We start from the raw sequence: 15,527 nt of genomic DNA, 5'->3' as shown, positions 1-15,527 counted from the left end.
AACAGTTTACCATGTTTCGCTTGCGAAACCAAGTTTTGTTTTTTGATTTTTAAAAACTAGCTAGATGAAAATGCAGCTAAAGCTTTTAATATTTTCGCGCGTTTTAGCCTTATTTGCGTAATAATACGTAATAATAGGTGATAGAAAAATTTAAGAGTAATTACTTTCTATGGGGCATTTTGACAGAATCAAGTTTTAACTGGCTGCGATCAACTAATGATGAGAAGTTTTGAAACAGCCATTGGCGCAATTCATCTGCTTGAATAACTAGGGGCATACGGTCATGAATTTGGGCATAGGACGCGTTAGGCTTAGTAGTTACCATTGAAAAATGGTCTTTTTGATAGATTCCAGCTATTAATGTCAGTGCGGCATTCGCATTTTTAAAACTGAAGCGTTCGTGATAACTATGGTTATTTTCCCCCAGATAGGTTTCATGACTGGATTCAAAAAATTGCTTGGCAACAATAATGCAGCGAAATTTGGCAAAAGAAGAATCCCACATTGATCTTTTTTCTTCAAAGAAGCGTTCAACCCGGGCATTAAAAACCACTTGTTTGTGGTCGAATGGACTGGGATAACCCCAGGATTTAGGCAGTAACTGTAATTGATTATCCGAATATACAAGTACAGGAGCAATTCCTTGTGGGAAAATGTTCTGATTTTGGGGTAAGTTACTTGCGGGTTCTATTAAAGGCAAGTTTAAGTCGTTTGCTAAGTATTTTTTAATTTCAGCCAAACTTGGCAGTTGAAATTGATTACACATTTTTTCCTCCGTGTTTAATCATTGCTTGATTTTTGGTAGAATTATTATATTAAAAAGATTTTAATTATTTAAGGAAGGAAAACTAAATTGAAAAAGAAAATTATCCTGACAGGTGATCGACCAACGGGAAAGTTGCATGTGGGTCATTACATTGGTTCATTAAAGAATAGGGTAAAATTGCAAAATTCGGGTGAATATCACCCATTTATCATGATTGCTGATACCCAGGCTTTAACTGATAATGCCCGTAATCCTGAAAAGATTCAAAAAAGTTTAATTCAAGTAGCACTAGACTATTTGGCAGTGGGGATAGATCCTCAAGTTTCAACAGTTTTCGTTCAATCTCAAATACCTGCCTTGTTTGAACTGACAGCCTATTATATGGACTTAGTTACAGTCAGCCGCTTGGAGCGTAATCCGACTGTTAAAGCCGAGATCAAGCAAAAAGGTTTTAATGATTCTATTCCTGTAGGCTTTTTAAATTATCCAGTATCACAGGCGGCTGATATTACAGCCTTTAAGGCAACTTTGGTACCAGTTGGAGATGACCAGGAGCCCATGCTAGAACAAGCACGTGAAATTGTGCGGACTTTTAATCGTGTCTATAATTGCAATGTTTTAGTAGAACCTAAAGGCTACTTCCCGGAAAAAGGTGAGGGACGCTTGCCGGGTCTAGATGGTAATGCCAAAATGTCCAAATCCTTAAATAATGCTATTTATTTGTCTGATGACGCCAAGACCGTTGAACAAAAAGTAATGTCAATGTATACTGATCCCCAGCACATCCATGTTGAAGATCCAGGTAAAGTAGAGGGCAATACTGTCTTTACCTACCTTGACATTTTTGATCCTGACAAGGATAAGGTAGCGCAATTAAAGGCAGATTACCAAAAAGGCGGCTTGGGTGACGTTAAAATTAAGCGTTACTTAAATACGGTGTTGGAAAAAGAACTGGCCCCAATACGTGAGCGGCGCGCTAAATACGAACAGAATATATCTGCTGTTTATGATATGCTGATTGAGGGCTCTAAAAAAGCAAACGAAGTAGCTGATCAAACCTTACAAGAGGTACGAGACGCAATCGGTTTGAATTATTTCAAGAGGTAAAAAAATGCGTAAGCGAATACCCTGGAAACAGTACTTTATGATGCAGGCCTTAGTGATTGCCCAGCGTTCAACATGTGACCGGGCTTTGGTTGGTAGTGTTTTAGTAAGAGAGAATCGTATTATTGGGACCGGTTATAACGGTTCTGTTACGGGACAGCCTCATTGCGATGATGTAGGTCATCAATTAATTGACGGCCACTGCGTGCGGACAATTCATTCTGAAATGAATTCACTTATTCAGTGTGCACGTAACGGTGTTTCAACCGATAATACTGAAATTTATGTTACACACTTTCCCTGTTATAATTGTGCTAAAGCTATAGTGCAGGCTGGAGTTAAAAAAATCAATTATTATTTTGATTACAATGACAGTCCGCTGGTGATTAAACTTTTTAAAGACTGTGGGGTTCCTTATGAACAAATTAAAATCGATCGGCAATATGTGGAGCAATTGGCCCATAAGTTGGAAGAAGCTGAAAACTAAATTAGCGTTATTTGCGGCTTTAGTCGGTATTTTTCTGATGCTGACGGGCTTTTCAAGTCCCAACATCAAAGATAACAGTAATTTGCTCGAGCGTGAAACCAGTAAATTGATTTTGGCCAAAAATGACCGGTATCTTCAAACTAGTGAGCAACCACAAATCATTGTCAAAACGGTGAACCGGGTCGACCATTTAACGCCCACCAAATTAAATAAATATAAACGGACAGTTTTTATCGTTGTGGGTACTAAAAACAAGAAGCGTAACGTGCAGATATATTCCAGTAAAGATCTCCACAGTGCGTTTTCTGCTGACGTCCGGACAAATATAATTCGGTCTCAATCTGACAAATTGCGTAGTAATAATAAAAAGAAATTTAATGAAGGATTACGCTTTGTTTTTAGGGCATGTGCCACTACCATTGACCAGCGTTACCAATATTCACTTGATAAATATGACTTGTCCAGTGATGAGCGCGCGCAACTTTCCCACCCTCATAAGCTGGCTTTACCTATCGCTTTAGCCTTGGCACTAGTAATCAGCGGCTTAGTTTACTTTTTTAAAAATAATTTGAACATAAAAAGGTAAAAATGTTGACTTTATCATGTGTTATGTATTAAACTCACAGTGCAAATTAAATAAGAACAAGTAAACTGTTAGGTGAGACTCCTACGTGAACAAATGCTATCGCCCGGAAACATCCAGAGATGCCAACGGGTCAAATAGTTTTCGTCGATATAAGGCGCAAACCAGATAGCTAGCAGCACAAGCTTACGTCACGTAGTGTTAAAACTGAACGATGAGTATAATAATACCTGTTGAAAAGGGACGCCAAGCGGTTAGCTAGGTGGCCCTTTTTTAGTTTGTTTGAATTAGTTCTGTGATGAGGAGAGTGGGGAAAATGCTGAAAAAACCAAATGGTACTACTAGCAATAAAGACTTAGAACTGGTAAAAGCAATAGCTAAAGAAAGCAGATCAGAGACTTTAGCAAGACTGCATGCAAGCAGTGATGGTTTAACTAGCGAGCAAGCTGAAAAAAACCGGGAGGAATATGGTTCTAATACTATTGCTACAAATAGACATAATTCTAAACTCCGCTTTTTGGCGGAAGCCTTCATCACTCCTTTTACTTTAGTATTGCTGGTCTTAGCCACGTTGTCTTTATTTACTGACTATATTTTTGTGCCTGCTGGCGAAAAGGACCTAACTACTGTAGCAATTATGGTCACGATGGTTTTGATTTCCGGAATAACCAGCTTTGTGCAAAACGTCCGGTCATCTAATGCTGTGGATTCCTTACTTAAGCTTGTTTCTGTTACTACAGATATTATTCGCGATGGTAAAGACCAGGAAATTGATACCAGTGAAGTGGTTGTAGGTGATGTGATTCGGTTAGCTGCAGGCGACATGGTACCGGCAGATATGCGCCTTTTAACCAGTAAGGACCTCTTTTGTTCTTCCAGTTCTTTAAATGGTGAATCAAATCCGGTAGAGAAAATCGCTACTGCCAAGCCAAAAATCGGGGCGGACCGTGATTATCTGGATTATCCTAATATTTTATATGAAGGTACAACAATCGTTTCCGGTTCGGGCTTAGGAATTGTTTTTGCGACTGGTGAAAGAACCATATTCGGCAAATTGGCTCATGATATTTCACATCACGATGTTAAAAACACGACTTTTGATGTTGGTATCAAAAATGTTTCCAGATTATTAATAATTATGACTGCCATCATCGCACCTTTAGTTTTCATTATCAATGGTATTACTAAGGGCGATTGGGTTAATGCTCTAATCTTTTCAATTGCTACCGCAGTCGGCCTAACACCTGAAATGCTACCTGTAATTGTAACTACCAATCTGGTGAAGGGCTCAATCGAAATGTCCAAAAAGGGCACGATTGTTAAAAAGGTGAATTCAATTCAAAACTTTGGCTCAGCTGATATTTTATGTACTGATAAAACCGGGACGCTGACTCAAGACAAAGTAGTTCTGGAGCGTCATTATGATTTAAATTTACAGGAAAATCCGCGGATTTTAGAGTTAGGTTATCTTAATTCCAATTACCAAACGGGGATGAAAAACCTAATTGACAAAGCAATCATTGAAGCTGCTGGGGATGAACTGGATATCAGTGAAATTCAGCGTGATTACAATAAGATTGATGAAATTCCATTTGACTTTTCCAGAAGGCGCATGAGCGTGGTGGTGGAAAACGCTGATGAACAGCACGGCGAACACCTGTTAGTAACTAAAGGTGCTTCAGAAGAAATGATGGCTGTTGCTACTAAGCTTGAAGTTGACGGTCAGATTTTACCTTTAACACCTGAACGTAAGCAAAAAGTAATGGCTAAAGTAAATGACATGAATGATGATGGCTTGCGCGTGATCATGCTGGGATACAAACGTAATCCTGCACCTGTCGGAGAATTTTCAGTAAAAGATGAAAATGACCTTATTCTTTGCGGCTATCTTGCTTTCCTTGATCCCCCTAAAGAGAGTGCCAAAGACGCTTTAGCTCGTCTAAAGTATGATGGTATCAACGTTAAAATTTTAACAGGAGATAACGAGGCTGTTACCAGAACTGTTGGCTTACAAGTTGGTTTAAATGTCGATACAGTTTATTCAGGTGCAGATCTTGAAGGCAAGAAGCCTGAAGAGTTGGCAAAAATGGTGGAAGAATGCAATATTTTTGTCAAATTATCACCGGAAGATAAAACCAAAATTATTAATCTGTTAAAGCAAAATGGTCATACTGTAGGCTATATGGGTGATGGTATCAACGACGCCCCAGCAATGAAAGCAGCTGATGTCTCAATTTCTGTTGATACCGCTGTTGATATTGCTAAGGAATCTGCTGATATTATTCTGCTGCATAAAGATTTGAATGTACTAGAAGAAGGCGTGAGAATCGGTCGAAAAGTATTTGGCAATACTATGAAGTATATAAAGATTACACTTTCTTCCAATTTTGGTAATATTTTATCAATTATGGTAGCTTCTTCATTCTTACCATTCTTGCCAATGCTGCCACTGCAACTTTTGGTTTTAGACTTACTCTACGGCACTAGTTGCTTGGCTCTGCCATTTGATGATATGTCTGACAAGTTCTTAAAAGAACCACGAACATGGTCAACCAAGAAGTTGCCTAAATTTATGTTTTACTTTGGTCCAACTTCATCCGTCTTCGATATTTTGACTTTCGCGTTGCTATTCTTTGTAATCTGCCCACAATTGACAGGTGGCAATTACAGCACCCTGGGAGCAACACAACAGGTTGCATTTGTCGCTCTTTTTCACACTGGCTGGTTTATTGAATCACTTTGGACTCAGGAAATGGTTATTCACGCTTTGCGTGATCCGCGCTTACCATTTATTAAGCAGCACGCTGCACCGGGAGTTACCCTGGCTACATTTGGTGCTGGTGTAATTGGAACTTTGATTCCATTTTCATTCTTGGCAACAAAACTGGGCTTTGGCAAGATGCCAATTGAATTTATGTGGGTAGTATTCGGTATACTTGTTCTATATATATTATTGACTACAGTTGTTAAGTATTTCTATTTAAAGAGTGAAAAATTTTTAATCTAAAAATAAGTACAGAATACTAAATATCTACTAAAAAAGAGAACTCCGTAAGGAATTCGCTTTTTTGTTAGTGTAGTATAATATAGTATAATTAAGCAAAAATTAAGGAGAAAATGAATATGGCTGATAAAAAAACTTTTTATATCACAACACCAATCTACTATCCATCCGGTCGATTGACTATCGGTAATGCTTATACCACAATCGCAGCTGATGTAATGGCACGCTACAAGCGCAGCCAAGGCTACGACACTTTCTTTTTAACTGGTACTGATGAGCACGGATTAAAAATTGAACAAAAAGCTGAAAAGCAAGGGGTTAAACCGCAAGAGTTTGTAGATAAAATGGTGGCCATTTATAAAAAGTTGTGGCAAAGCCTTGATATTTCATACGATAAATTTATTCGGACTACTGATAAAGAACACGTTAAAGGCGTCCAAAAGATTTTTGAGCAGCTGTTAAAGCAAGATGATATTTATCTGGGCGAATATACAGGCTGGTATTCTGTAGAAGATGAAGAGTATTTCACAGAATCGCAACTGGCTGAAGTTTATAAAGATGATGATGGTAATGTAATCGGTGGTAAGGCGCCATCCGGTCATGAAGTCCAATTGGTTAAAGAACCATCATACTTTTTCAAGATGAGTAAATACGCAGACAGGCTTTATCAGTACTACCAAGATCATCCTGATTTTATTTTGCCTCATTCTCGCGAAAAGGAAATGGTCAACAATTTCATAAAGCCTGGTCTGGAAGATTTATCTGTTACCAGAACGACTGTTTCCTGGGGTATTCCTGTTCCAAGTGATCCTAAACATGTTGTTTATGTTTGGATAGATGCTTTATCTAACTATATTACTGCATTGGGCTATGGCTCAGATGATGATTCTTTATTTAAAAAATACTGGCCGGCTGATATTCACTTGGTAGGTAAAGAAATTGTTCGTTTCCACACCATATACTGGCCGATTATGTTGATGGCTTTAGGTTTGCCATTACCTAAGCATGTCATTGGTCACGGCTGGGTTTTGATGAAGGACGGCAAGATGTCCAAGTCGAAAGGTAACGCGGTTTATCCTGAATCTATTATTAACCGTTATGGCGTGGATGCATTGCGTTACTACTTAATGCGTGCTTTGCCATTTGGCTCTGATGGTGTCTTTACGCCAGAAGATTTCGTTGAGCGCGTTAACTATGACTTGGCTAACGACTTAGGCAACCTGCTCAACAGAACTGTTTCCATGATCAATCAATATCAAAACGGAAAAGTTGAACCAGTTGCCCAAGAGCAGGATAACTTAGGCAAGGATTTAGCTCAAATGGCGGTAGACGTTATTGCCAACTACAAAAAAGAAATGGATACTTTGCACTTTACCCAGGCAATTGAAGATATCTGGAAGTTTATTAATCGTGCTAATAAGTATATTGATGAAACTATGCCTTGGAAATTAAATAAGGAGAGTAAAGCTGCAGATGTAGCGCGTGTAATGTCAAACCTGGCAGAAAGCCTACGTATCATTGCTTTGTTAATTGCTCCAATTATGACCAGGACTCCAGTAGAAATGTTCAGACAATTAGGTCTTGACTGGGACAATGATGAGCACAAGCAACTTGAATTTGGTAACTGCGCTTGGAAGACTAAGGTTATCAGCGATCCTAAACCAATTTTTCCACGAGTTGAACCTAAAGAGGAAATTAAATACATTAAAGACGAGATGGCTAAAGCTAAGCCAAAGAAGGAAAGCCGCAGCGAACAAGGTAAGGATAAGGAAATATCCATAGACGATTTTGCTAAGGTCAAAATTCAAGTCGGTAAAATTTTATCTGTTGAGCCGGTTCAAGGTTCTAAGAAATTGCTCCAGTTCCAAATGGACTTTGGTAATGGTGATGAAAGACAGATTTTAAGTGGTATTAGGCAATATTATCCTAATGCCAGTGAATTACTTGGCAAAAAGGTTTTGGCAGTAACCAACCTTAAGCCACGCAAGATGTTAGGTCATTTGAGTCAAGGTATGCTTTTGTCCAGTGAGAAAAATGGAGAAGTTAAATTAGCCTTGGTTGGTGATGAACATGCAGTTGGGGCGCAATTAAGTTAATGGAATTAATTGATAACCATACTCATTTACAAGATGAATCCTTTCGGGGTAAAGAAAAGTTTTACCTTGATCGGGCACAAAAATTGGGTGTGACCAAAATAATTTGTGCAGGACAGGATCCTGAATTTAACAAACGCGCGATTGATTTAAGCCAGCGTTTTACTCAAGTCTCTGCGATGGTGGGTTATTGTCCTGACGTGGCCAAAGATTATAACCAAAAAGCAGAAGACTTGCTAATTGAACAACTGCAACTTCCTGGGGTAGTGGCCTTAGGTGAAGTAGGACTAGATTACTATTGGGATGAATCTCCGCGTGACAAACAAAGAGAGGTTTTTGCCAGACAGGTTGAACTGGCCCATGAATTGAAAAAACCGGTTGATATTCATACGAGGGATGCTTTTGGCGATTGCTATCAGATATTAAAAAACAGTAATTTAGAGTACGGTGCAATTTTGCACAGCTTTAATGGTGATGTTTCATGGCTGACTAAATTCTTGGATTTAAATGTATATTTTTCTTATTCTGGTGTTGTTTCATTTACTAAAGCAACCGAAGTACATGAAGCGGCCAGAAAGACACCTTTAGAGCGATTGTTGGTGGAAACTGATGCTCCATATTTAACTCCTAAACCATATCGCGGCCGGCAAAATGAACCGGGTAATGTTTATTACGTAGCTCGTGCTATTGCGGAATTAAAGGATCTTCCGTTAGAAAAAGTTGCTCAGGCAACATATGCGAATACGATGAGGGTCTATGGTCTTAACTAAAAAACAATTTAATGCCGTTGTTGTCGTTGAGGGAAAAGACGATACTATTCGCCTTAAGCAGTTTTTCCCCGGAATTGAAACTATTGAAACAAATGGTTCTGATGTTCCTGATACAGTGCTTACTGAGTTGCAGGAACTAGCTCATAAAAGAGAAATTATTGTCCTGACAGATCCAGATTTAAATGGCGAGCGAATAAGACGTATAGTTACTAAAGCAGTGCCAACCGCTAAACAGGCTTTTATAACACGTAAAGAGGGTGAGCCTCATAAAAAGGGTTCACTTGGCGTCGAACATGCATCAAAAGAAGCTCTGGTAAAAGCATTAAGTGCTTTACATGAAAAGAAGTTGCCCAACAGTGATTTGACTAGGAAAAAATACCAGGAACTGGGTTTAGCCAGTGGTCCTAATTCACGCAAATTGCGGGAGCAAGTTGGGATTAAGCTGCGCGTTGGCTATGGCAATGGTAAACAATTCTACCAACGTTTACAGACTTTTGGTATTTCACTTGTGGAACTTACACGGGCTGTCAAGGAGGTTAAAAATGAACACTGAGATTCCTATTGGCTCTCCAGTTAGAACTCAAGCAATTATAAACCGCTATTTTATGAAAGCTAAGAAAAGCTTGGGTCAAAATTTTTTGGTTGACTTGGATGTACTTCAAGGTATAGTTCAAGCTGCTGCAATTAAACCCGGTGATCAGGTGATTGAAATTGGGCCAGGAATTGGTTCTTTGACTGAGCAACTGCTCAACGCCGGAGCTAAAGTTTTTGCTTATGAAGTTGATGAAAATCTCCCAGAAGTGTTGCATAATGAACTACCCGCAAAAATAAATGGTAAACCTTTGGATCAATGCTTTAAATTAAAAATGAAAGATATTTTAAAGGCTGATTTTGCAGTCGATCTAGTTGACTTTTTTGATTTAGATAAACCGATCAAAGTTGTTGCCAATTTACCTTATTACATTACAACTCCAATCATTTTCTTTCTTAATAATTCTCAACTGAAATTTACCAGTTTAACCTTGATGATGCAAAAAGAAGTGGCAGACCGTTTGCATGCCCATGTCGGAACAAAGGAATATGGGCCTTTAACAATCGCGGTTCAAGCCGAAATGAGTGTGCAGCCTTATATGACTGTTAAAAGCAGCTCATTTATACCCCAGCCCAAGGTTGACTCAAGCGTCGTAGTTTTAAAACCTTTAGTGGCAGTGAATAAATCTGATATAGATAACCTTGAACACTTTAACCGGATAGTAAAAATGTGTTTTGCTCAAAGACGTAAAACATTAAATAATAACTTAAAAGTTCTTCTGCCAGATGAAAAACAACGCTTGGCTTTGATTAAATCTTTGGGTGTCGATTCACGAATTCGTCCAGAACAACTGACACTAGAACAATTTGTTGAAATTGCACACAGTGTGCCGGTTAAAAATTGACGAAAATATTCTGGGGTAGTTTTTAAAAAGAATTGAAAAAATAATAATAAAGTGGTACAATACAACCCAAAGGAGTTGTTTTCATTGCCAACATCTATTATGACCATTAAGAGTAAGCTTGATTCACATTTAGGTGATTCATTAACTGTAGTTGCAAGAGCTGGACGTAAGAAAGTAACTAAAAGACGTGGAATTTTGAAGAACACTTTTCCGGCAGTTTTTGTAGTTGATTTAGACCAGGATTCAAATAACTTTGAACATGTTTCTTATAGTTACACAGATTTGTTAACCAAAAATATTACATTAAAATTTGATAACGCTGTGCAATAAGATTAAGGCGTCATCTTAAGATTACTTTTTGGCAATAACATTTGGTAAAATGTTAGTGCCTTTTTTTATGGTTGAGTGTATAGTAGTAACTGGCAAAAGACAAACAATAGGAGGTAATTTCTATGAAACGTTCAGAGAGATTAGTTGATATGACTAAATATTTAATGGAACGACCACATGACTTAATTCCGCTGCCATTTTTTGCAAAAAGATATGGTGCAGCCAAATCTTCAATTTCTGAAGACCTGGCAATCTTGAAGCACACTTTAGCAAGTAATCAAGACGGAATTTTAGAAACTGTCGCAGGTGCAGCTGGGGGTGTGCGTTATATTCCTTTTTGGGGTAAAAAGCATGCGCAAAAATATTTAAATGAATTGGCCAGTCGCATTGAGGATCCTGACCGTATTTTAGCTGGAGGATTCGTTTACCTGTCTGATATTATTGGTAACCCACAAGACCTGGAAAAGATTGGTAAATTGATTGCTACCAGGTATGCATATTCTAATATTGATATTGTGATGACTATCGAAACCAAGGGCATTGCTTTGGCTCAGGCGGTCGCACGCTATTTAAATGTACCGTTTATCATTGCTCGTAAGCGCTCGAAAGTAACTGAGGGAGCAACAGTTTCGGTAAATTATATTTCTTCTTCACTTGATCGAGTTTCTAAAATGGAGTTGCCCACAAGGGTGTTAAAAGAAAATTCAAATGTACTGCTGATAGATGATTATATGATGGCTGGCGGTACATTGACGGGAATGCAGCAACTGGTAAAAGAATTTAATGGCAACATTGCTGGCATTTGCGTTTTATGTGAAGCAGACTTTGACGATGTTAAACTAATTGAAGGTCATCTTTCTTTAGTAAAAATTAAAAAAATAGATGATAAGAGGAAAGTTATCATGGCGGAGCCGGGTTCATTGATTGCTCATACAGATTTTGGCAACTTTTAGTTTTTCAGACAGTATAATAAAATGTAAATAGTAATTTAAGAATATAAAAGAGGCTGAAAATCTATGAAAAAGTTTGTAATTGTTCTAGCGGCTGGCAAAGGAACACGTATGAAGTCAAAATCATGCAAAGTTTTGAACAAAATATGTGGGAAAACAATGGTTGAATATGTGGTCGAAGCTGCTCAGGCCACTGAACCGGATAAAATAGTTACGATTGTTGGTAATGGCGCTGAAGAAGTTAAAAAAGTCCTTGCCGGTAAATCTGAGTTTGTGCTACAGAAAAAACAACTTGGCACTGGTGATGCTGTTTTAACTGCTGCGAATAAGTTGGCAGCGGAAAATGGTGCTACTCTAGTAATTACTGGCGATACGCCATTATTTACGAGTCAAACTTTTCAAAAATTATTTGATTACCACCAAAGTAAGGGCAATGCAGCTACAGTTTTAACTGCCCAAGCACCTAATCCTTTTGGTTATGGCCGTATTATAAGGGATGACCAGGATAACGTCTTAAGAATAGTTGAGCAAAAAGATGGCACAGCAGAAGAATTGGAAACTGACGAAATTAATACTGGTGTTTTTTGCTTTGACAATCAAAAACTATTTAGCGCATTAAAGCAGGTTAACAATCATAATGCACAAGGAGAATACTATTTAACTGATGTATTGGAAATATTGCGCAATCAAGGTGAAAGAATTGGTGCATATAGAATGCCCGATTTCAGTGAAAGCCTTGGGGTCAATGATCGCATGGCATTAGCGCAGGCTACTAAAACTATGCAGAAGAGAATCAATGAAAAGCACATGGCTAACGGTGTTACTTTTATTGATCCAGAGACGGCATATGTAGATTTGGATGTTAAAATAAGTTGTGATACTATAATTGAGGGTAATGTAGTTATCAAAGGTAATACCGAGATTGGCAATAATTGTGTAATTACCTCTGGATCAAGAATTGTAGGTTCAAAAATTGGCAATAATGTCACTGTTACTTCATCCACGCTTGAGCAAGCGGAAATGGATGATTTTTCAGATGTTGGGCCAAACTCGCATTTGCGGCCACAGGCTATTATTAAAAAGGGAGCCCACATCGGCAATTTTGTAGAAATTAAAAATGCCGAGATTGGAGAAAACTCTAAAGTTGGTCATTTAACTTATGTTGGTGATGCCACATTAGGTAAAGATGTTAATGTTGGTTGTGGTACTATCTTTGCCAATTATGATGGTGTTAAAAAAAATCACACTAATGTTGGTGATCATGCATTTATTGGTTCAGGTGCTACTTTAGTGGCACCGGTTAATATCGCTGATCATGCTTTTGTAGCAGCAGATTCAACAATTACTAAAGATGTAGCTAAATACGATATGGCGATTGCGCGTGGCCGACAGGTAAATAAGCCTGATTACTGGCATAAATTGCCCCTGTCTAACGATCCTAACTGGAAATAAATATAAAATAGAGCTGAAATTAATTTTCAGCTCTATTCAATTATGCATAATAACTAAAAAATAGCTCCTGAGTTCTTTAAACTCAAGAGCTATTTTAGTAAGCTACACCTAATTATTTTAAAATTAGTTTCTTTAACAAACTTATTTTTAGCAATAATAAAGTTTTTAGCAATAATAAAGTATTTTTCGTGGTTAATTTTGACAGGACTGCCATAAGTTTTAATTACTTGCTGTTTCCTTAAAACTTTTTTGCTAATTCGATTACCATGTTGGCTGTAAACATAAGCACTATGCCTTAATTTAAGCCTTTTAGCATCAATGTTAGCAGCAGCAATATATAAACCATCTTCTAATTTATAGAATGACTGGCCATTAATTACCTGCTTGTTAATATTTTTGATAATCGAGCCTGCAAGAATTATTAGTTTATTAGCACGTTTACCGTTTTGGTCATATAGAAATGAATTGTGCATAATAGTTTTTTCAGCTGCTAATTGCGCATTTTCCGTTACGATTTTGTTGATCGGAGCTGCACTAGCGGCTTTTTGAAAAGCAATATTTGCGGCCTTAACAAAGCGGTTTTGGGCAATAATGTAATATTTTTTACCCCGAATTGTGACTGCATTGCCATAGGTCTTTATGTCGTTACCTTTCTTTAACACACCGGCTTTCTTTACACGATTGCCGTGTTTATTATAAACATAAGCATTATGTCTTAATTTCTGACTAGTAGGGACAACATTACCTCGAGCAACATAGTAAATTTTATTCTTATTGCCTTTATCAACCAAGACGTAATAGCTCTGCCCGTTAATCTCTTTGATGCCGTATGAAGTAATGATTGAGCCGGCACCAAGAATAATCTTATTAGCACGTTTGCCAGTTTCGTCGTAAAGGTAAGCGTTGTGCATTAAAGTTAATTCTTCACTACTGGTTAAATCAAGTTTAGACTCATTTTCTTCCTTGTTAGCAGTGTGAACAGGCTTATTGTCAGTTGGGGCAGGAATAAAATGACTGATAGAGCTATGATCATTTTCGTGATTAATATCATGAAGAATATGGTCAATAGTGGCAGAATCCGTAGCATTAAGATACATTTGCTTAATAGCATCATCACGTAATTTGGCAATTGTTTCACTGTCATTCACCTCAGGCTGTGTGATAGTATCGTTTGCTTTGGTCATATCTGCATCAATTTGGTTAATAATAGCTTTCTTTTCCTGTTCTGTGTATTTGCTGGATGACTGAATTTCACTGGTAGCTGCTTTTTGTGCTTCTACCAGTGCCCCAGCAGCTATTTCTTTTTCTCCAGTTAACTCCGTTGCGGCCAGCTTATCTGCGTTAGCAGAATTATTGAGAGCATCTTTGGCACTTTCATATGCTTTATCAATGCTGGTCGTATCTGCTTTATCTTTGAATCTGTCTTTGAGAAGTTTAACAGATGAATCATAGGCAGCTTTTAGTCTTTCTTTTAGCACTGTAATGCTGCTATTTAAAATATCATCCAGTTCCTTACTATCAGCAACAATGATATTGTTTATTTGCTCGACAGCTTCTTTTCTGGCTTTTTCTACGCCAGCAGAATCTTGAGCCTGATCTATGGTGCCAGTATGATTGTTGTTGACCTCAGCCGCTTTTTGATCAATGTAATCTTTAATTGCCTGCTTTTCGGTATCAGTATAATCGCTGCCATCTTGATGCTTTAATTTATCAACTTGGTTTTTAGCGTTGGCAGCAGTGTCAGCTACTGATCCCTTAGCTATTTCTTTTTCAGCTGCAATCTTAGCTGCAGTGATATCTTCAATTGAGTCACCATTTATCTGTGAGTGTTCGTGGTATGCCTTATCAACATTGGTGGTGTCAGCATTTTCGCCAAGTTTTCTTTTAGTTCGGCAACCGCTTTTTGATATTTAGCAGCTAATTCATTGTTTGCGTCTGCTCTAAGCGAACTAATAGATTCATTCTTAGCGGCATTACCAGCACTAGTGATATCGGCTTTAGCAGTATCTTTGATTTTTTCAATCTGTTCTTTCTTCTTGGAAGTATCACCTTTAGGAGCATTAACAGCATCAATTTTATCCTTGGCTTTCTGGCTATCATTTTTAATTTGCTGTTTAAGCCTGTTCTTTGTCTCAGCAGCTAATTTATCGTTGCTATCGATTTCTGCAGTTACTTTTGCAGCTTTCTCATCAATATCAGCTTTGGCATTTTCCTTGTTAATGATGGTCATAGCCTCATCATAAGCAGCGCTGGTAGTCTGGATATCAGTAGCATTAGTAATAGCTTTAATTTGCTCGTCAATACGATCTAGCAATTCTGGTGACAGCTTATCTTTCAACTTGTCCTTTAATTTACTGAATGCATCGTTACTCCTTCAGCGCCCTTAAGAGCATTATTTTGTTCATCATTGAACCATTCTGGTTCAGTGCCAGTTTCAGGCTTAGCTAACAGACTATCAATGTTTTGCCCAATATCAGCATCTTCTGGAATGTCGGCACTTGCTACAGCGCTTTCGATATCTTGGTAGCTTTGTTTGTATGCATCATCAATTG

Annotated in this window: 15 protein-coding genes and 1 riboswitch; of the genes, 11 read left to right on the top strand and 4 right to left on the bottom strand. The window is 38.0% G+C overall.

Annotated features, from left to right (window positions below; genetic code table 11):
- Window positions 1–160: 160 nt before the first annotated feature.
- Complete coding sequence (locus tag Q0K80_RS07750; RefSeq protein WP_294605089.1) at window positions 161–766, bottom strand: SOS response-associated peptidase family protein; 606 nt, start codon at window positions 764–766, stop codon at window positions 161–163.
- 87 nt (window positions 767–853) lie between these two features.
- Between Q0K80_RS07750 and trpS the strand changes: the two genes are divergently transcribed.
- The 11 genes from trpS (at window position 854) to glmU (ending at window position 12,975) form a co-directional block, all read left to right on the top strand.
- Window positions 854–1,873 (top strand): tryptophan--tRNA ligase, encoded by a 1,020-nt coding sequence (gene trpS, locus Q0K80_RS07745; protein WP_294605087.1) that lies wholly within the window; start codon window positions 854–856, stop codon window positions 1,871–1,873.
- Between the two features lie 4 nt (window positions 1,874–1,877).
- Window positions 1,878–2,357 carry a deaminase gene (locus Q0K80_RS07740; protein WP_294605085.1) on the top strand — a complete coding sequence of 160 codons (480 nt, stop codon included), beginning with the start codon at window positions 1,878–1,880 and terminating at the stop codon, window positions 2,355–2,357.
- A gap of 37 nt (window positions 2,358–2,394) precedes the next feature.
- Window positions 2,395–2,943 carry a TPM domain-containing protein gene (locus tag Q0K80_RS07735; protein ID WP_294605094.1) on the top strand — a complete coding sequence of 183 codons (549 nt, stop codon included), beginning with the start codon at window positions 2,395–2,397 and terminating at the stop codon, window positions 2,941–2,943.
- A gap of 57 nt (window positions 2,944–3,000) precedes the next feature.
- A riboswitch (M-box (ykoK) riboswitch) is annotated at window positions 3,001–3,167 on the top strand.
- A gap of 89 nt (window positions 3,168–3,256) precedes the next feature.
- Complete coding sequence (gene mgtA / locus Q0K80_RS07730; protein ID WP_294605082.1) at window positions 3,257–5,947, top strand: magnesium-translocating P-type ATPase; 2,691 nt, start codon at window positions 3,257–3,259, stop codon at window positions 5,945–5,947.
- Between the two features lie 116 nt (window positions 5,948–6,063).
- Window positions 6,064–8,040 carry a methionine--tRNA ligase gene (gene metG / locus Q0K80_RS07725; protein WP_294605079.1) on the top strand — a complete coding sequence of 659 codons (1,977 nt, stop codon included), beginning with the start codon at window positions 6,064–6,066 and terminating at the stop codon, window positions 8,038–8,040.
- A complete protein-coding gene (locus Q0K80_RS07720) occupies window positions 8,040–8,807 on the top strand; it encodes a TatD family hydrolase (protein WP_294605076.1) in 768 nt (255 codons plus the stop codon). Before metG ends, Q0K80_RS07720 begins: the two co-directional genes overlap by 1 nt.
- Window positions 8,794–9,360, top strand: coding sequence for a ribonuclease M5 (gene rnmV / locus Q0K80_RS07715; protein ID WP_294605073.1), 567 nt, complete (start codon window positions 8,794–8,796; stop codon window positions 9,358–9,360). Before Q0K80_RS07720 ends, rnmV begins: the two co-directional genes overlap by 14 nt.
- Complete coding sequence (gene rsmA, locus Q0K80_RS07710) at window positions 9,350–10,243, top strand: 16S rRNA (adenine(1518)-N(6)/adenine(1519)-N(6))-dimethyltransferase RsmA (protein WP_294605071.1); 894 nt, start codon at window positions 9,350–9,352, stop codon at window positions 10,241–10,243. Before rnmV ends, rsmA begins: the two co-directional genes overlap by 11 nt.
- Window positions 10,244–10,327: 84 nt before the next feature.
- The gene (locus Q0K80_RS07705) at window positions 10,328–10,573 is read left to right on the top strand and encodes a Veg family protein (protein ID WP_034978009.1); all 246 of its coding nucleotides are present in this window, start codon (window positions 10,328–10,330) and stop codon (window positions 10,571–10,573) included.
- Between the two features lie 122 nt (window positions 10,574–10,695).
- Entirely contained in the window at window positions 10,696–11,526 is an 831-nt protein-coding gene (gene purR, locus Q0K80_RS07700; protein ID WP_294605063.1) for a pur operon repressor, read from the top strand.
- A gap of 63 nt (window positions 11,527–11,589) precedes the next feature.
- Window positions 11,590–12,975, top strand: a complete 1,386-nt coding sequence (glmU, locus tag Q0K80_RS07695; protein WP_294605061.1) for a bifunctional UDP-N-acetylglucosamine diphosphorylase/glucosamine-1-phosphate N-acetyltransferase GlmU — start codon at window positions 11,590–11,592, stop codon at window positions 12,973–12,975.
- An 89-nt stretch (window positions 12,976–13,064) separates the two neighbouring features.
- On the opposite strand, the gene Q0K80_RS07690 is transcribed toward glmU, so the two are convergent.
- From Q0K80_RS07690 to Q0K80_RS07680, 3 genes are all read right to left on the bottom strand, one after another.
- Complete coding sequence (locus Q0K80_RS07690) at window positions 13,065–14,453, bottom strand: SLAP domain-containing protein (RefSeq protein WP_294605058.1); 1,389 nt, start codon at window positions 14,451–14,453, stop codon at window positions 13,065–13,067.
- Between the two features lie 338 nt (window positions 14,454–14,791).
- Window positions 14,792–15,313 carry a hypothetical protein gene (locus tag Q0K80_RS07685; RefSeq protein WP_294605056.1) on the bottom strand — a complete coding sequence of 174 codons (522 nt, stop codon included), beginning with the start codon at window positions 15,311–15,313 and terminating at the stop codon, window positions 14,792–14,794.
- An 8-nt stretch (window positions 15,314–15,321) separates the two neighbouring features.
- Window positions 15,322–15,527, bottom strand: a 206-nt coding sequence (locus Q0K80_RS07680; protein WP_294605054.1) for a hypothetical protein, incomplete at its 5' end; no start/stop codon positions are given.

Source organism: uncultured Lactobacillus sp. (assembly GCF_945290125.1).
GTDB lineage: Bacteria > Bacillota > Bacilli > Lactobacillales > Lactobacillaceae > Lactobacillus > Lactobacillus rizhaonensis.
Note: the sequence above shows the minus strand (reverse complement) of the source record. Positions and strands in the feature narration are given on the sequence as shown.